Here is a 15,426-nt window from a genome sequence, read left to right as displayed (position 1 = left end):
TGGGCTTGCCGGCCAGCGGCCGGCACTACCCATTCTGCTGCAGCTTCCAAAGGGGTCAGAACCCCAGCGGGGTGTCGCCCAGCACTGGTTGCAGCTGGCTGCGGAACAGGGCCTGGATGCGTTCCAGTGCCGCCTCGTCGTTGCCTTCAAAGCGCAGCACCAGCACCGGCGTGGTATTGGAGGCACGCACCAGGCCCCAGCCATCGGCGAAGTCCACGCGCAGCCCGTCGATGGTCGACAGGCGGCCACCCACATACGGGTTGTCCGGGGACTGCGCCGCCGCCACCAGCATCGCCACCAGGGCATGCGGCGTCCCGTCGGCCACCGGTACCTTCAGCTCCGGCGTGGCGACCATTTCCGGCAGCTCGCCCAGCACCTCGCCCGGCGTTTCCTCGCGCTGGGCCAGGATCTCCAGCAATCGCGCAGCGGCGTACAGACCGTCGTCGAAACCGAACCAGCGTTCCTTGAAGAAGAAGTGGCCGCTCATCTCGCCGGCCAGCTCGGCATCGGTCTCGCGCATCTTCGCCTTCATCAGCGAATGCCCGGTCTTCCACATCAGCGGGCTGCCACCGTTGCGCAACACGTGGTCGGACAGCTTGCCGGTGCACTTCACGTCGTAGATCACCATCGCGCCCGGATTGCGCATCAACACATCGGCAGCAAACAGCATCAGCAGGCGATCGGCGTAGATGATCCGGCCTTCGCCGGTCACCACGCCCAGCCGGTCGCCGTCGCCATCGAAGGCAACGCCGAGATCGGCGCCAAAGCGCTTGACCGTCTGCACCAGGTCTTCCAGGTTGGCCGGTTCGCTCGGGTCGGGATGATGGTTGGGGAAGGTGCCGTCGACATCGCAGTACAGCGGAATGACGTCGGCGCCGATCGCTTCCAGCAGCTGCGGCGCCAGTGCGCCGGCCACGCCATTGCCGGCATCGGCCACGACCTTCAGTGGGCGGTCCAGCTGCACGTCATCGGCGATGCGCTGGATGTAGTCGGCACTGACATCGCGCTGCTGGTAGTCACCGGGCTCAGCGGCCTGCACCAGGCGGCCCTCGACGATGCGCTGGTAGAGATCGGTGATGGCATCGCCGGACAGCGTCTCTCCGCCAATGACCACCTTGAAGCCGTTGTACTCGGGCGGATTGTGGCTGCCGGTGACTGCCACGCAGGTGCCGGTACGCAGATGGAAGGCGGCGTAGTACACCAGCGGGGTGGGCGCCAGGCCGATGTCGATCACCGCGCAGCCGGCACGGCGCAGGCCCTCGGCCAGCCCAGCCGTCAGCTCGGGTCCGGACAGGCGGCCATCGCGACCGATCACCACCTCGCGCAGGCCCTGCTCCAGTGCCACGGTGCCGATGGCCTGGCCGATCAGCGCCGCGGTCTTCGGTGTCAGTTCACTGCCCACCACGCCGCGGATGTCATAAGCACGGAAGATGCCGGCGGCCAGCTCTTCAGCGGGCACTGGCGGTGGCGGCGGTGGCGCGGCATCGCCACTGCCGGTCACAGCGGCCTCGGATGGCGGCGCCTGCTGCAGGCTCTCGCTCAGGGTCGGGCCATGGTCGGCCTCGGACGCTGCGGCGCGGCGCGGGAAGGGCAGCGACTTCGGCAGTCGGTCACGTCCCACCACCAGCAACACGGCAATGAACGCCAGCAGCAACGCCACAATGGCGCTGGCCAGCGCGCCCAGGCCCAGCGGACCGGCGTCGACATTCGGCACCGACGCGACCAGCCGCAGCGGCGTGCCTGCAACCGGGCGCGCCAGGGCTTCGGCGCTTTCGGACAGGCCCACGTCGCCCTGGGTGACCAGATCGAAGCCACCCTGGCGCAGGCCAAGGAAGCCGGCGGACGGCGCACGCACCTGGTCCAGCGGCGAGGTCAGCCGCAGCAGCGGCTGGCGGACATAGATCACGGCCGGCCCCAGGCTGCCCAGCTGCACTGGCGCAGCCAGGCCCAGGCGATTGCCGCCACCATCGCGGACGACGCGCAGGCTGGGTTTGCCCTCAGCCACCGCCGCTTCCAGCAGGGCCAGGCGTGCATACCCGAAGGTGGCCGGATCGGCATAGGCGTTGGCCAGATCGGCCGTCAGCACCTCGACCTGCTCAACCCCGGTCCAGCTCTCGCGCACGGCCAGCGCCGCTGCAGCGGCATCGCCGGCCTGCAGCGCCTGCTGCACGCGATCGTTCTTCAACTGCTGCTGCAGCTGCTGCAACTGGCCTGCAGCGGCCTGCTGCAGGCCCTGCACGGCCTGGTCGCGCGCTTCTTCCAGCGCCTGGCCGTTGGCCTCCTGCCGCCATTGCTGCACCGCGCTCCATCCGAACCAGCCGGCCAGCAGGATCAGCAGCACCCCCAGTAGTGGTGCACTGCGACCCAACGACCGTCCCCGCTGTCCTTCCCCGATGCCGCTCATCGATGTCCCCTGTCAACGCACCCCGGTATGGCCGAATCCACCCGTGCCCCGCACGCTGTCGGTGAAAGTATCCACCACCTGCAGGCTGACGCGGGCAATCGGAACCACCACCAGCTGCGCGATGCGATCGCCGGGCTCGATGGTGAAGGCCTCGCGGCCACGGTTCCAGACGCTGATCAGCAGCGGCCCCTGGTAGTCGGCATCGATCAGGCCGGTGCCGTTGCCCAGCACGATGCCATGCCGATGGCCCAGCCCGGAACGCGGCAGGATCACCGCGCACAGGTTCGGGTCGGCAATGTGGATGGCCAGGCCGCTGGGCACCAGCGCGGTGTCGCCCGGCTGCAGGGTCAGCGCGGTATCCAGCGCCGCGCGCAGGTCCATGCCGGCGCTGGCTTCGGTGGCGTAGGCCGGCAGCGGCCAGCTGTCGCCGAAGCGCGGATCGAGCAGCTTGACCTGCAGCGGTTGGGAAAGGGATGCCTGGGTCATGCCTGGAGTCTCCGCGCGATCAGCGCCAGCAGTTGTTCGGCCAGTTCGCGCTTGGAGGTGGCCGGGAATACCTGTTCACCGTCCTGCCAGAAGGCCGTGGCGGCATTGTTGTCGCTCTCGAAACCACCGCCACTGATGCCGACCTGGTTGGCGATCACCAGGTCCAGGCGCTTGTCGATCAGCTTGCCGCGAGCATATTTCTCCACGTCATGGGTCTCGGCGGCAAAGCCGACCACCAGCTTCAGCGACTGCGTCTGCGCGGCGACTTCGGCCAGGATGTCCGGCGTGCGCACCAGCTCGATCACCAGCGACTGGCTGTCGGCGGTCTTCTTCAGCTTCTGCGCGGCGACCTGGCGCGGGGTGTAGTCGGACACTGCGGCGGCACCGATATAGATGTCGGCGGGCAGCGACTTCAGTACGGCATCGCGCATCTGCGCGGCCGAGCGCACATCGATGCGCTGCACGCCCGGCGGCGTCGGCAGCTGTACCGGGCCACTGACCAGCACCACCTGCGCGCCCAGCGCGGCGGCGGCGGCGGCCAGGGCGAAGCCCATCTTGCCGCTGCTGCGGTTGCCGACGTAGCGCACCGGATCGATGTCTTCGTAGGTCGGGCCGGCACTGATCAGCAGGCGCAACCCCTGCAGGGCACGGGTTTCCGGCGCGGCAACCGTCGCAACGACCCCGCCATTGGTCGCCAGCGCGGCCACGATGTCGCCCGGTTCGGCCAGCCGACCGGGGCCGGATTCACCTTCGGCCAGCGGGCCATCGACCGGGCCGATCACCTGCGCACCGCGCTGGCGCAGCAGGGCGATGTTGGCCTGGGTAGCCGGATGCAGCCACATCCGGTGGTTCATTGCCGGGCAGATCGTCAGCGGTGCGGTGCTGGCCAGACACAGGGTGCTGACCAGGTCATCGGCATGGCCCTGGGCCAGCCGCGCCAGCAGATCGGCGGTACCCGGCGCGACCACGATGCGGTCGGCCCAGCGGGCCAGCTCGATGTGGCCCATGGCCTGCTCGGCGGCGCTGTCCCACAGCGTGGTGCGGGTCGGCTGCCCGGACAGGGCCTGGAAGCTGAGGGGGGTGACGAACTGCTGGGCGCCGGCGGTCATCGCCACCTGCACCTGGGCGCCCGCGTCACGCAGGCGCCGCACCAGCTCCAGGGCCTTGTAGGCCGCGATCCCGCCTCCGACGCACAACAGCAGTTTCTGGCCTTCCAGCGCGCGGGCCGGCGCGGGGGAAGCGTTGGGGGAGTCAGCCACCTGGAATTCCTGTGCAAACGAGGGCATTAGCTTACCCGATGGTCGGTAATGTCCCGGTACACGGCACACATAGCGGGCGGCTATCAGCAGATGGGACTTGCGCCACAACGCTTCCAGGGTTCAAGACACTGCGATTCGGAACTTTCCTATACCTGTTGGCCGGCCACGTTTGCAGAATCGTCAGTGGCCACCGCAGGTGTGCCGCTTCGCTTTTCGAGGATTCCGCGTGCACCCGCGCATCATCATCGCCGACGACCATCCCGTCGTCCTGCACGGCATCCGCATCGTGCTGCAGACCCATCTGATGGAGGTCGTCGGCAGCGCGCGTGACGGCGCCCAGCTGCTGCAGCTGGTCGAGCACCACGGCTGCGACGCGGTGCTGACCGACCTCTCCATGCCGGGCACCGGCCCGGATGGCCCGGAACTGATCGCTGAGCTGCGCGCACGCCACCCGGGCATGCCCGTGGTGGTGCTTACCGGCGCCCGTCACCCCGGCCTGCTCGATGGCCTGCTGCGTGAAGGTGTCAGTGGCCTGGTCGACAAGTGCGCCGATTTCGGCGAGTTGCCGCAGGCCCTGAACGCGGCCATGGCTGGGCAGGTGTTCGTCTCGCAGCAGCTGCGCGACCACCTGCAGGCGCGCGACCTGATGTTCGCGCGTGAGCCGGCGGCGCTGTCGGCCCGCGAACAGGAAGTGCTGGACCTGTTGGCCGCCGGGCTGAAAGTGAACGCCATCGCCGTCCACTGCGGCCGCAGCCCGAAAACGATCAGCCGGCAGAAGGCCGAAGCCAAGCGCAAGCTGGGGCTGCAGAACAACCAGGAGCTGTTCGCCTATCTGCAGTCGCGACGCGACTGAGGCAACAGCCTACCCGGGCGTGCGCCCTGCCCTGATGGGACGCATCACGCGCGCTGGCGATGATGCAGGCATGCCCATCCATGACTGGCCCGAGCAGGAACGTCCCCGCGAGAAGCTGATCGCCCGCGGCCCCGCCACGTTGTCCGACGCAGAGCTGCTGGCGCTGTTTCTCGGCTCCGGCTTCGGTGGACGCGACGCGGTGCAGACCGCCCGCGACCTGTTGCAGGCGCATGGCCCCCTGCGCGTGCTGCTGGACCGCCCGGCCCGCGAGCTGGTCCGGTTGCCGGGGCTGGGGCCGGCACGAAGCTGTGCCCTGGCCGCCGGCCTGGAACTGGCCCATCGCTACCTGGCCGCCGAGCTTCAGCAGGGCGAGGCGGTCGGCAACAACCCAGCCGCGGTCGGCCGCTACCTGCAGCACCGCCTGCGCGGCCAGGCCCGCGAGATCTTCATGGCGCTGTTCCTGGACAACCGCCACCGGCTGATCGCCTGCGAGGAACTGTTCCAGGGCACCATCAATGCCGCCCCGGTCTACCCCCGCGAGGTGGTGCGGCGAGCCCTGCTGCACAATGCGGCAGCGGTGATCCTCAGCCACAACCACCCCTCCGGCGACCCGGAACCCTCCGGCGCCGATACCCGGATCACCGATGAACTGCAGCAGGCGCTGGCACTGGTGGACGTACGCCTGCTGGACCACTTCGTGGTCGGCGAAGGCCGCCCCGTTTCGTTTGCTGAACGGGGCCTGCTGTCCCCGCCCCAGCCACGCCTGTTCGGCTGAGCGGGCCTGACCAGGGCCGGGCAGGTACCCCCCACAGGCATGTTCTGGTCAGCGTGGGCGCGGGTATCTGCGCTAAAATGGGCGATTCCGCCGCTCATTCTCACAGCAGGCCTCGTGAAAAATCTCCTCCGCGCCCTGATCAGCCAAGGCATCGAAGCCTTGCGCGCCAATGGCACCCTGCCCGCCGACTCCCTGCCGCCGGACTTCGTGGTCGAGCGCCCGAAGACCCGTGACCATGGCGACTTCGCCACCAACGCCGCGATGCTGCTGGCCAAGGCCGCGCGCAGCAATCCGCGCGCACTGGCTCAGGCGCTGGTCGAGGCGCTTCCGCGCAGCGAGGACGTCAGCAAGGTCGAGATCGCCGGCCCTGGCTTCATCAACTTCCACCTGGCTCCGGCTGCGTACCAGCGCGAAGCCGCGTCGGTCATCAAGGAAGCCCACGACTACGGCCGCAACCTGTCCGGCAATGGCCGCACGGTGGGCGTGGAGTACGTGTCGGCCAACCCGACCGGCCCGCTGCATGTCGGCCATGGCCGCGCGGCGGCTATCGGCGACTGCGTGGCCCGCGTGCTCGACGCCAACGGCTGGAACGCCAAGCGCGAGTTCTACTACAACGACGCCGGCGTGCAGATCGAGAACCTGGCGCTGTCGGTGCAGGCCCGCGTGAAGGGCATTGCGCCGGACCAGGAAGGCTGGCCGGAAGGCGGCTACCGCGGTGAGTACATCGCCGACGTTGCCCGCGCCTACATGGCCGGCGCCAGCGTTGACCTGGAAGGCACGCTGGTGGTCGGCGCCAAGGACCCGGACGACATGCAGGCGATCCGTCGCTTCGCCGTGGCCTACCTGCGCAACGAGCAGAACCTGGACCTGGCCGCCTTCGGCGTCGACTTCGACATCTACTTCCTGGAAAGCTCGCTGTACGCCGATGGCAAGGTCGCCGAGGCCGTGGCCAAGCTGCAGGCCTCCGGGCACACCTACGAGGAAGGCGGCGCGCTGTGGCTGCGCAGCACCGATTTCGGTGACGACAAGGACCGCGTGATGCGCAAGTCCGACGGCACCTTCACCTACTTCGTACCGGACGTGGCCTACCACCTGTCCAAGTGGCAGCGCGGCTACGAGCGCGCGATCACCGAACTGGGTGCCGATCACCACGGCTCGCTGGCGCGCGTACGCGCCGGCCTGCAGGCGCTGGAAGTGGGCATCCCGCAGGGCTGGCCGGAATACGTGCTGCACCAGATGGTCACCGTCATGCGCGGCGGCGAGGAAGTGAAGCTGTCCAAGCGTGCCGGCAGCTATTTCACCCTGCGCGACCTGATCGAGGAGGCCGGCCGCGATGCGACCCGCTGGTTCCTGATCGCGCGCAAGCCCGATTCGCAGCTGACCTTCGACATCGACCTGGCCCGCCAGCAGAGCAACGACAATCCGGTGTTCTACGTGCAGTACGCGCACGCCCGCGTCTGCAGCCTGCTGCGCCAGGCCCAGGAAAAGGGCCTTGTGTACGAGCAGGGCAATGGCCTGGCCAATCTGGGCCGCCTGGCCGACGATGCCTCGCTGGGGCTGATGAACGAGATCTCGCGGTATCCGGAAGTGGTGGAAGCGGCCGGCGTGGCGCTGGAGCCGCACCTGGTGGCGCAGTACCTGCGTGAATTGGCGCATGCCTTCCACACGTGGTATCACGGGACGCCGGTGCTGGTGGACGACGCCACCGATCGCAACGCCAAGCTGACCCTGGCCTGCGCGGCGCGCCAGGTGCTGGCCAACGGCCTCGAACTCCTGGGCGTGAGTGCCCCGGAAAAAATGTAAGCATCAGGAGACGCAGTACACATGGCAGCACGACGCGGCAAAACCCAGGCACGACGCAACAGCAGCAGCCAGGGCACCCCCGGATGGGTGTGGCTGGTGGCCGGTGTGGCGATCGCCGCCGTGGTGTTCCTGGCGGCGCCGAACCTGTTCAAGGGCGAAGGCGATGGCTTCCTGCGTGCCGGTCCGCAGCCGAACCCGAACGCGCAGCCGGCCCCGGTCGCTGATGCCGACAGCGATGTCGGCAGCCAGCCGGCCGCGCAGCCGGCCACGCCGAAGCCGGCCGAACCGGAGAAGCCCGCCGCGACGCAGTACGACTTCTACACCCTGCTGCCGGGCAAGGAAGTGGAAATGTCCGACGCCGAACTGGCCGCCAGCGCGCGCGCCGAGGATCAGCGCCGGGCCAAGGCCGAAGCGTCGCGCGCGCAGGCCGCGCTGGAGGGCAAGCCGGTACCGCCGGCCAGTACGGCCACGCCGGCACCGACCGCAACGGCCAGCGTCGCAAGCACCGCGCCGGTAACCGCGACCAACCGTCCGTTGCCGGCACCGCTGAGCGAGCGCCCGGCCGCGGCAACCCCGTCGGCCAGCACGGCGGCCGCCACTCCGGCGCCGCGCGCGGAAAGCGCGCCCGCCGCATCGGCACCGCCGGCCGCAGCTGCACCAGCGGCCGCCGACAACGCCCGCTACATCCTGCAGGCAGGAGCCTTTGGGGCTTCCGGTGACGCCGAAGCCACCAAGGCCAAGCTCGCCATGATGGGCCTGGCGGCACGCGTGGAGTCGGCGCAGATCAACGGCAAGACCGTGTACCGCGTGCGCATGGGCCCGTACGGCAGTGCCGGCGAGTTGTCCGAAGCCAAGCAGAAGCTGGATGGCACCGGCCTGCAGGCGATGGCGATCAAGGCGCAGTAAGCCTGCCGATGTGAATGAAAAAGCCGGGCAGTGCCCGGCTTTCTTGTTTCTGTAGAGTCGAGCCATGCTCGACTCTGCAAAAAGCGATACAACTCCGGTCAGCCCTCGCGGGCGACCTGGAATCCGGCAAACGACTGGCTGACCGGCATCAGCTCCAGCCGGTTGATGTTCAGGTGCGGCGGCAGGCTGGCCACCCAGAAGATCTGCTCGGCGATGTCTTCGGCGGTCATCGGGTTGGCGCCGCTGTAGAGCTTGTCCGAGGCGTTCTGGTCGCCATGGGTACGTACCACGGTGAATTCGGTTTCGGCCATGCCCGGCTCGATCGTGGTCACGCGCACGCCGGTGCCGTGCAGGTCCGAACGCAGGCCCAGCGAGAACTGGCTGACGAAGGCCTTGGTGCCACCGTAGGCGTTGCCACCCGGGTACGGGTAGACGCCGGCCACCGACGAGATGTTGATGATCGCGCCCTTGCGCTCCACCAGCTGCGGCAGCAGCCGGTGGGTCAGGGTCACCAGCGCGGTGATGTTGGTGTCGATCATCGTGGTCCAGTCCGACAGCGTGGCGCTCTGTGCCGGCGCGGTGCCCTGCGCCAGGCCAGCGTTGTTGACCAGCAGGTCGATCTCGCCAAAGGCCGGCGGCAGCGCCAGCAGGGCCGCCTCCATCGCCACCGCATCGCGGATGTCGAAGGCGGCGGCGTGCACCACGTCCTTGCCGTAGCGCTCGACCAGCGGCTGCAGGCGTTCGCTGCGGCGGCCCGTGGCGATCACTTTCCAGCCGGCCTGGGCGAAGCGGTGGACGGCGGCGGCGCCGAAGCCGGACGTGGCGCCGGTAATCAGGACAGTGCGGGTCATCAGGCAACTCCAGGGGGGAAAAACCGGACGCCCATTCTGGCATTCCCGGCCCGTCCTGAGTTGCCCGCCGTCCAGCCGTCCCCCCGGCTCAACGCACGCGAAACACTCTGGCCTTGGGCAGGTCTTCGTCGACCTGCAGGAACCAGCGCCCGGCAATTCCAGGAACAACGGCGATCTGCGGCGACTGCAACACCTTGCGCAGCTTCATCTGTCCCTTCATCACCTGCCATTGCTGACCGTTATCAAGAGTGAACAGCGTGCCGGGCTGCCAGCCTGCGACCTCTCCGACTACACGGGCACTGACCGGTTCGTCATCCAGGCCCAGATGCATTGCTGCCGGTGCCGGCACATTGGCAGGCAGCGGCGCAGCGACCGGGGCCACCGCTGCCGTCGACGCAGCGGTCGTGCTCTCTGCCTCGCGCAGTACCCGGTTCAACGCCTGCAACTGCGCTGGGCTGAGCCCGACCTCGGCCAGTTGGGATGCACTGAGGCGCCGCTCGACGGGTACGAAGCGGTCCTGGGCGAAGGCAGCGAAGCTGCCGGCGAGCAGTAGTGCGGAAAACAGATACCGGCGCATGCAAGGGTCCCAGCGAACGAGTGCTCACGATGCTGCAGTTCGATGACAGTCCGGTGACACGCCAGGGGCCGGTACAATTGGGCCATGATCAACAATGATGTCCTGCGCAGCGTGCGCTACTCCCTGGACCTGGGTGACCAGCACGTGGTCGCCCTGTGCCAGATGGCCGACCCGGCCTTTGCCGTGGATACCGGGCAGGTGAAGGCCTGGCTGCGCCGCGAGGACGAAGCCGGTTTCGAGGCGATGAACGACAGCGCGCTGGCGCACTTCCTCGACGGCCTGATCGTGCACCTGCGTGGCCGCGACGAGAGCCAGCCGCAGCGCGCAGTGGAGACCCGCATCGACAACAACCTGGTGCTGAAGAAGCTGCGCGTGGCGTTCCAGCTGCGCGACGTGGACCTGATGGAGATCTTTGCCAGCGCAGGTTTCAATGTCTCCAAGTCGGAAGTGGGCGCGCTGTTCCGCCAACCCAGGCACGCCAACTACCGGCGTTGCCTGGACCAGATGCTGCGCAACTTCCTCAAGGGCCTGAGCCTGCGCCTGCGCGGTTGAGCACGGCGTCGACGAACGCCCGCGCCGCTGGTGTCGGCAGGCGCTGCCAGACCAGGTGCACGCGCCGGGTCGGGGTCGGCTGCAGCGGAATCTGCACCACGCCCTGAAACCCATCGGCGATCAATGCCGGCACGATGCCGACCGCCAACCCATGGCGGACGAAGCGCTCGACCAGTTCCATCAGGTTGACCTCGAAACGGACCGTGTGCGGCAGTCCGGCTGCGGCAAAAGCATCATCGGTCTGCCGGCGTGCGCCGGTGCCGCGCGGGAAGTCGACCAGTGCTTCATCCTGCAGTGCGGCCAATGGCAGCCGCTTGCGCCCGGCCAGCCGGTGCGATGGCGCCAGTACCGCCACCAGATCCTCCTCCTGCAGCACCTGATGGCAGACACCGTCCAGCGCTGCCGAAGGCGCCAGGCCGACCAGTGCCACATCCAGCGCGCGCGACTGTACCTGCGCGATCAGGTCCTCGCTCTTGTCCACGCGCAACTGGAACTCCACCTGCGGGTGCACGCGCTGGAAGGCCGCCAGCATCGCCACAACGTCGATTCCGGTCAGCGAGGAAATCTGCCCGATGGCCAGCAACCCACGCACTTCGCCACTGACGGCGGCCACGTCGGCGCGCAGGTGGCGCAGGCTGGCCAGCACCTGGCGTGCGTGCACCAGCAACGCCTCGCCGGCGGCGGTGGCCCGCACCTGGCGCGGCAGGCGCTCGAACAGCGTGGCACCCAGTTCCTGTTCAAGATGGGCGATCTGGTGGCTGAGCGCGGACTGCACCACGTGGCAGCGCTCGGCGGCACGGGTGAAATTGCCCTCCTCGGCCAGCGCCACGGCGAACTCGAGCTGCTTGAGGTTCATACAACTATCTTGTTTTCAGATGGCATGGATGATGATGATTCATTTCCATCATGCTCGCAGCAGGCGGACACTGTGCCCCCCGCTTCCTGGAACATCGCGTGAGCCCGTCCCTTCCCCCTCTGCACCGTTGGCAGGTGCTGCTGATGTCGGTCGCCACCGGCGTGGCCGTGGCCAGCAACTACTACGCGCAACCGCTGCTGCACACCATCGCCGACGCCTTCGGCGTGCCGTTCGGCCAGGTCGGCATGGTGGTTACCGCCGCGCAGCTGAGCTATGCCGCCGGCTTGATCCTGCTGGTGCCGCTGGGTGACCTGTTCGAACGCCGCCGCCTGATCGTGGTGATGAGCCTGCTGTCGGCGGGCGGACTGGTGATCAGTGCCTGCGCACCGTCGCTGACCTGGTTGCTGGTGGGCACCGCGATCACCGGCCTGTTTTCGGTGGTGGCCCAGGTGCTGGTGCCGTTCGCCGCCACGCTGGCCGCGCCGGAACATCGTGGCCGCGTGGTCGGAACATTGATGAGTGGCCTGCTGCTGGGCATCCTGCTGGCGCGCACCGTGGCCGGCCTGCTTTCCAGCCTGGGCGACTGGCGCCTGGTGTACGCGATCGCCGCTGCCACCCTGGTGCTGACCGCACTGGCATTGCAGCGCGGCCTGCCGCGATTCCATCACAGCGCCGGCCTTGGCTATTTCGCATTGCTGCGCTCCATTAGCGAACTGTTCGTGCGGGAACCGGTGCTGCGCCAGCGCACGCTGCTGGGCGCCTGCAGCTTCGCCATGTTCGCGATCTTCTGGACCCCACTCGCATTCCTGCTGGCACAACCGCCGTACGCCTACAGCGACGCCACCATCGGCCTGTTCGGGCTGGTCGGTGCGGCCGGGACGCTGGCGGCGGGTCTGGCTGGTCGCATGTCCGACCGTGGCCAGACCGGACGTGCCACCGCCATTGCACTGGCGCTGTTACTGCTGTCGTGGCTGCCACTGGGGCTGTCGGCCCACTCGCTGCTGGCGCTGCTGGTCGGCGTGGTGGTGCTGGACCTGGCCGCGCAGCTGCTGCATGTCAGCAACCAGAACCTGATCTATGCGCTGCAGCCTGCGGCACGCAACCGCCTCAATGCCGGCTACATGACCGGCTATTTCATCGGCGGCTCGCTGGGCTCGCTGCTGTCTGCACAGGTCTACCAGCGCTTCGGCTGGACCGGTGTCTGCGTGGCCGGTGCCGCCGTGGCCGTGCTGGCCCTGCTGCTGTGGCTGCCCGGCGCGCTGCGTGCGCGCCAGGCGGCATCGTCGAATTAGAAACTGCCCTGCAGCGCCAGCTCCCAGCGTCCACCGGCGTTACCCGGGAACAGGCGCTTGGCCGCACTGTCGGTGTCGTGCACGGTGGCACGCAGCTCCCATGCAGGGGCCAGCGTGGCAATGGCACTGAGCTGGCCATGCAGGTAGTCCGGGCCCTGCGCGGTGGCCAGCCAGTACTGGCCCACCGCCGCTTCCAGGCGGACGCGTTCGTGCAGCGGCACACGCACACCCAGCTGGGCATAGGTGCCGCGGTGGCCACCGGCCAGTGCATCGCTGGAATGGGCGACCTGCAGCCAGGCACGCTGCTTCCAGGTCAACGTGGTGTTGAGTTCGGTCCAGTCCAGCGTGCGGCCGGTGCCCGGGTACACGTAGCGAGTCAGGTTCGCATCCAGGTTCCAGGCCGGCGCCAGTGCGCCGGACCAGCCGGCCACCAGGTCGAACTCGCTGCGCGCACCATTGTCCGGTTTGAACGAAACGTTCGAACCCCACACGCTGGCGTACCATCCCGACGGGATCGAGACCTTCGCGCCGGCCTGCACTGCCGGGTCGCCATCGCTCTGCGAGCTGCCACGCCACACGTAGTCGCTGGTCAATGCAGCACTGCCACTGGCCTGCACCTGTGCCTGCGCGCTGCCGATCCCGAGCAGCCCTGCCAGGGCGGCCACCAGCGCCGCCATCGTCTCCTTGCTGTTCACTGCACTGTGTTCCTCGTCGAAGGCGGTCGCGCCGCCGGGACGGCAGTGTCGGGGGCGCCGCCGTAACGGATCGAGGGCGCTGCCCGGCCTGCGGCGCAAATTCGGCGTAAATCCCGTGGATGGAGGCTACGTGCCAGCCGCGCGGTATCATGGCGCCTTGTTTCCAGGAACCAACCACGTGGACGCCATCCTGACCCCGGTATCGATCGGCGAGCTGATCGACAAGATCACCATTCTCGAGATCAAGGCCGAGCGCATCGACGATGCTGCCAAGCTGGCCAACGTGCGCACCGAACTGGATGGCCTGTTGCCCTTGCTGCAGCAGCAGCTGCAGGCGCAGCCGGCATTGGACGCGCTGAAGCAGCAGCTGAAGGCGATCAACGAGCGCATGTGGGACATCCAGGACCAGCTGCGCGACAAGGAAGCGGCCCAGGTGTTCGACGATGCATTCATCCAGCTGGCACGCGGTGTCTATGGCACCAATGGCGAGCGCGTGCAGGTGAAGAACGAGATCAACCGCGTGGCCGGTTCGGCGCTGGTGGAAGAGAAGCAGTACCAGGGCGAGTAAGGCCGCTCAGCCGCATTCGAGCAGGTGGCGGAAGCGGAACAGGTCACCATCCCCGCGGATGCCGAGCTTGCGGTAGGCCGACGTCTTCTGCGAGCTGATGGTGCTGGCCGAGCGCCCTGAGCGCAGGGCCATTTCACTGGTGCTGACGCCCTTCAGCACCAACCCGAGCACTTCACGCTCGCGCTGGCTCAGCGGCGTCAGCACCGGTGCAGATACCCGGCGTGTGCGTGGCAGCTTCAGCTCCTCGCGTAGTTCCGGTGGCACGAAGCGCCCTCCGCGAGCGACCACGTCAATGGCGCGCAGCAACGTCTCCGGTGGCATCGACTTGGACAGGAAGCCGCGCGCGCCGGCTCGCATCGCGGTGGTCACCGTACTGGCGTTGCAGTGCGCCGAGAGCACCAGCACCGGCAGCGCCGGCCAGCGCTGCGACAGCACGCGCAGCAGGGCCAATCCATCGCCCAGGTCGCCCATCGGCAGCGCATCGATCAGCAGCAGGTCGACACACCTCGGGCTGCGCTCCAGCAGCTGCAGCAGGTTCGCCTCGTTGGACAGGCTCACGCGCACCTGCACACCACTGTGTTGGCGGAGCAGAACTTCCACGCCCAACCGAAGTACCGGGTGCGGATCCAGCAGCGCCAGGCGTCGTGGCCGATCAGGCCGCAGGGGCGGGAGTGTCGGTGGCATCGCGGCCTGTCCAGGCAACATGGAACATCCACCGTAGGCCGGTGCCCGCAGCGGCGGAATCCAATTCCTTGCAATGCTCGGCCCGCATGCGCCACCAGTCAGACGGCATTTTGTTTCGCGCCGCCACAAACGCAACAGGCCCGGCAAGAGCCGGGCCTGTCGAGACGCCTCCAGCGCGCAGGCGCGCCGGAACAGCAGTTACCAGCTGAAGCGCGGGCCGACGGTGTATTCCTTGTCGCCGTCGCGGTTCATCTTCAGTTCGCCGTTCAGGCCCCAGTTCTGGTTCAGCTTGACCTGGCCACCCAGGCGGCCGTACCACTGGCCTTCCGGATTCACGCCGTGCTTCTTTGCGTAGTCTTCGTAGCCAACCATGCCGTAGACCTCGGCGTGGGCGCCGAAGGCAGTGCGGATACCGGCTTCAGCGCTGTAGCCGTTGAAGTCCAGGCCATGCTTCTGGTCGAGCTTCTGGTAGGCAACGCGGGCAACGAAGTCGGTGCTCGGAGCGATTTCAACGTTGTAGCCTGCACCGATCTTCCACTGGTCCAGCTTGACGTTGGTGTGGTCGAATTCCTGACGGCTGTACTCACCGAAAGCGTGGAAGTTCGGCAGGAAGCCGTACGAACCCTTCACACCCCAACCGTCGGACTTGAACGCGTCGTTGTCGGTCTTGGCGTAGTTGGCTTCGGCGTAGTTGTAGGACAGGTTCTCAGCAGCCGAGGCGGTGAACGGCAGGGCAGCGGCCAGGGCCAGAGCAATCAGCGAATTCTTCATGGGGGTACACCTTTACTTTCTTATGGTGTGCAGCAGCGCCAGGGCGCCATCGCATCGGGAATGTAAATTCTCCGTTATTCGCCACAACGCTCCC

16 protein-coding genes are annotated in these 15,426 nt (G+C 67.9%); 7 read left to right on the top strand and 9 right to left on the bottom strand.

The window, feature by feature from the left end:
- Positions 1 to 55: 55 nt before the first annotated feature.
- Genes ACM0PB_RS13915 through coaBC form a run of 3 tightly spaced genes read right to left on the bottom strand, consistent with a single transcriptional unit; the run spans position 56 to position 4,176 of the window.
- Positions 56 to 2,404 carry a phosphomannomutase/phosphoglucomutase gene (locus tag ACM0PB_RS13915; protein ID WP_065185648.1) on the bottom strand — a complete coding sequence of 783 codons (2,349 nt, stop codon included), beginning with the start codon at positions 2,402 to 2,404 and terminating at the stop codon, positions 56 to 58.
- Between the two features lie 12 nt (positions 2,405 to 2,416).
- Positions 2,417 to 2,890, bottom strand: coding sequence for a dUTP diphosphatase (dut, locus tag ACM0PB_RS13910; protein WP_005420510.1), 474 nt, complete (start codon positions 2,888 to 2,890; stop codon positions 2,417 to 2,419).
- Complete coding sequence (gene coaBC, locus ACM0PB_RS13905) at positions 2,887 to 4,176, bottom strand: bifunctional phosphopantothenoylcysteine decarboxylase/phosphopantothenate--cysteine ligase CoaBC (RefSeq protein ID WP_005420512.1); 1,290 nt, start codon at positions 4,174 to 4,176, stop codon at positions 2,887 to 2,889. Before coaBC ends, dut begins: the two co-directional genes overlap by 4 nt.
- 199 nt (positions 4,177 to 4,375) lie before the next feature.
- On the opposite strand from coaBC, the gene ACM0PB_RS13900 reads away from it, so the two are divergent.
- The 4 genes from ACM0PB_RS13900 (at position 4,376) to ACM0PB_RS13885 (ending at position 8,486) form a co-directional block, all read left to right on the top strand.
- Positions 4,376 to 5,002 (top strand): response regulator, encoded by a 627-nt coding sequence (locus ACM0PB_RS13900; RefSeq protein WP_061478747.1) that lies wholly within the window; start codon positions 4,376 to 4,378, stop codon positions 5,000 to 5,002.
- Positions 5,003 to 5,072: 70 nt separating this feature from the next.
- Entirely contained in the window at positions 5,073 to 5,777 is a 705-nt protein-coding gene (gene radC, locus ACM0PB_RS13895) for a RadC family protein (RefSeq protein ID WP_414604649.1), read from the top strand.
- Between the two features lie 114 nt (positions 5,778 to 5,891).
- The gene (gene argS, locus ACM0PB_RS13890) at positions 5,892 to 7,580 is read left to right on the top strand and encodes an arginine--tRNA ligase (protein ID WP_005420518.1); all 1,689 of its coding nucleotides are present in this window, start codon (positions 5,892 to 5,894) and stop codon (positions 7,578 to 7,580) included.
- A 21-nt stretch (positions 7,581 to 7,601) separates the two neighbouring features.
- Positions 7,602 to 8,486, top strand: a complete 885-nt coding sequence (locus ACM0PB_RS13885) for an SPOR domain-containing protein (RefSeq protein WP_065185647.1) — start codon at positions 7,602 to 7,604, stop codon at positions 8,484 to 8,486.
- A 98-nt stretch (positions 8,487 to 8,584) separates the two neighbouring features.
- Here the strand turns inward: ACM0PB_RS13885 and ACM0PB_RS13880 are convergent, their stop codons facing one another.
- Together ACM0PB_RS13880 and ACM0PB_RS13875 are read right to left on the bottom strand one after the other, a co-directional pair.
- Positions 8,585 to 9,337, bottom strand: a complete 753-nt coding sequence (locus ACM0PB_RS13880; RefSeq protein WP_005420523.1) for an SDR family NAD(P)-dependent oxidoreductase — start codon at positions 9,335 to 9,337, stop codon at positions 8,585 to 8,587.
- A gap of 88 nt (positions 9,338 to 9,425) precedes the next feature.
- Complete coding sequence (locus tag ACM0PB_RS13875; RefSeq protein WP_005420525.1) at positions 9,426 to 9,914, bottom strand: hypothetical protein; 489 nt, start codon at positions 9,912 to 9,914, stop codon at positions 9,426 to 9,428.
- Positions 9,915 to 9,998: 84 nt separating this feature from the next.
- Here ACM0PB_RS13875 and ACM0PB_RS13870 point away from each other — a divergent pair, with 84 nt between their 5' ends.
- The gene (locus ACM0PB_RS13870; protein ID WP_414604647.1) at positions 9,999 to 10,466 is read left to right on the top strand and encodes a YehS family protein; all 468 of its coding nucleotides are present in this window, start codon (positions 9,999 to 10,001) and stop codon (positions 10,464 to 10,466) included.
- Here the strand turns inward: ACM0PB_RS13870 and ACM0PB_RS13865 are convergent.
- The gene (locus tag ACM0PB_RS13865) at positions 10,435 to 11,322 is read right to left on the bottom strand and encodes a LysR family transcriptional regulator (RefSeq protein ID WP_053499479.1); all 888 of its coding nucleotides are present in this window, start codon (positions 11,320 to 11,322) and stop codon (positions 10,435 to 10,437) included. The two genes, ACM0PB_RS13870 and ACM0PB_RS13865, sit on opposite strands and share 32 nt — an antisense overlap.
- 143 nt (positions 11,323 to 11,465) lie before the next feature.
- On the opposite strand from ACM0PB_RS13865, the gene ACM0PB_RS13860 reads away from it, so the two are divergent.
- A complete protein-coding gene (locus ACM0PB_RS13860; protein WP_343234758.1) occupies positions 11,466 to 12,614 on the top strand; it encodes an MFS transporter in 1,149 nt (382 codons plus the stop codon).
- Here ACM0PB_RS13860 and ACM0PB_RS13855 read toward each other — a convergent pair.
- On the bottom strand, positions 12,611 to 13,309 hold the full coding sequence (locus ACM0PB_RS13855; RefSeq protein ID WP_065185644.1) for a TorF family putative porin: 699 nt from the start codon (positions 13,307 to 13,309) through the stop codon (positions 12,611 to 12,613). The genes ACM0PB_RS13860 and ACM0PB_RS13855 overlap by 4 nt on opposite strands.
- Positions 13,310 to 13,487: 178 nt before the next feature.
- Between ACM0PB_RS13855 and ACM0PB_RS13850 the strand changes: the two genes are divergently transcribed.
- Positions 13,488 to 13,877 (top strand): DUF6165 family protein, encoded by a 390-nt coding sequence (locus tag ACM0PB_RS13850; RefSeq protein ID WP_049414316.1) that lies wholly within the window; start codon positions 13,488 to 13,490, stop codon positions 13,875 to 13,877.
- Positions 13,878 to 13,883: 6 nt separating this feature from the next.
- On the opposite strand, the gene ACM0PB_RS13845 is transcribed toward ACM0PB_RS13850, so the two are convergent.
- Together ACM0PB_RS13845 and ACM0PB_RS13840 are read right to left on the bottom strand one after the other, a co-directional pair.
- Positions 13,884 to 14,561, bottom strand: a complete 678-nt coding sequence (locus tag ACM0PB_RS13845; RefSeq protein WP_065178996.1) for a response regulator transcription factor — start codon at positions 14,559 to 14,561, stop codon at positions 13,884 to 13,886.
- A gap of 198 nt (positions 14,562 to 14,759) precedes the next feature.
- Entirely contained in the window at positions 14,760 to 15,332 is a 573-nt protein-coding gene (locus ACM0PB_RS13840) for an OmpO family porin (protein ID WP_065178995.1), read from the bottom strand.
- Positions 15,333 to 15,426: the final 94 nt, after the last annotated feature.

Source organism: Stenotrophomonas sp. AR029, assembly GCF_047520695.2.
GTDB lineage: Bacteria > Pseudomonadota > Gammaproteobacteria > Xanthomonadales > Xanthomonadaceae > Stenotrophomonas > Stenotrophomonas sepilia.
Note: the sequence above shows the minus strand (reverse complement) of the source record. Positions and strands in the feature narration are given on the sequence as shown.

Bases quoted from the DNA above. Each gene is read 5' to 3' on its own strand.
- ACM0PB_RS13885 (WP_065185647.1), top strand. From the start codon at position 7,602: ATGGCAGCACGACGCGGCAAAACCCAGGCACGACGCAACAGCAGCAGC.
- ACM0PB_RS13880 (WP_005420523.1), bottom strand. From the start codon at position 9,337: ATGACCCGCACTGTCCTGATTACCGGCGCCACGTCCGGCTTCGGCGCC.
- ACM0PB_RS13875 (WP_005420525.1), bottom strand. From the start codon at position 9,914: ATGCGCCGGTATCTGTTTTCCGCACTACTGCTCGCCGGCAGCTTCGCT.
- ACM0PB_RS13915 (WP_065185648.1), bottom strand. From the start codon at position 2,404: ATGAGCGGCATCGGGGAAGGACAGCGGGGACGGTCGTTGGGTCGCAGT.
- ACM0PB_RS13870 (WP_414604647.1), top strand. From the start codon at position 9,999: ATGATCAACAATGATGTCCTGCGCAGCGTGCGCTACTCCCTGGACCTG.
- ACM0PB_RS13840 (WP_065178995.1), bottom strand. From the start codon at position 15,332: ATGAAGAATTCGCTGATTGCTCTGGCCCTGGCCGCTGCCCTGCCGTTC.
- dut (WP_005420510.1), bottom strand. From the start codon at position 2,890: ATGACCCAGGCATCCCTTTCCCAACCGCTGCAGGTCAAGCTGCTCGAT.
- ACM0PB_RS13865 (WP_053499479.1), bottom strand. From the start codon at position 11,322: ATGAACCTCAAGCAGCTCGAGTTCGCCGTGGCGCTGGCCGAGGAGGGC.
- ACM0PB_RS13845 (WP_065178996.1), bottom strand. From the start codon at position 14,561: ATGCCACCGACACTCCCGCCCCTGCGGCCTGATCGGCCACGACGCCTG.
- coaBC (WP_005420512.1), bottom strand. From the start codon at position 4,176: ATGCCCTCGTTTGCACAGGAATTCCAGGTGGCTGACTCCCCCAACGCT.
- ACM0PB_RS13860 (WP_343234758.1), top strand. From the start codon at position 11,466: ATGTCGGTCGCCACCGGCGTGGCCGTGGCCAGCAACTACTACGCGCAA.
- radC (WP_414604649.1), top strand. From the start codon at position 5,073: ATGCCCATCCATGACTGGCCCGAGCAGGAACGTCCCCGCGAGAAGCTG.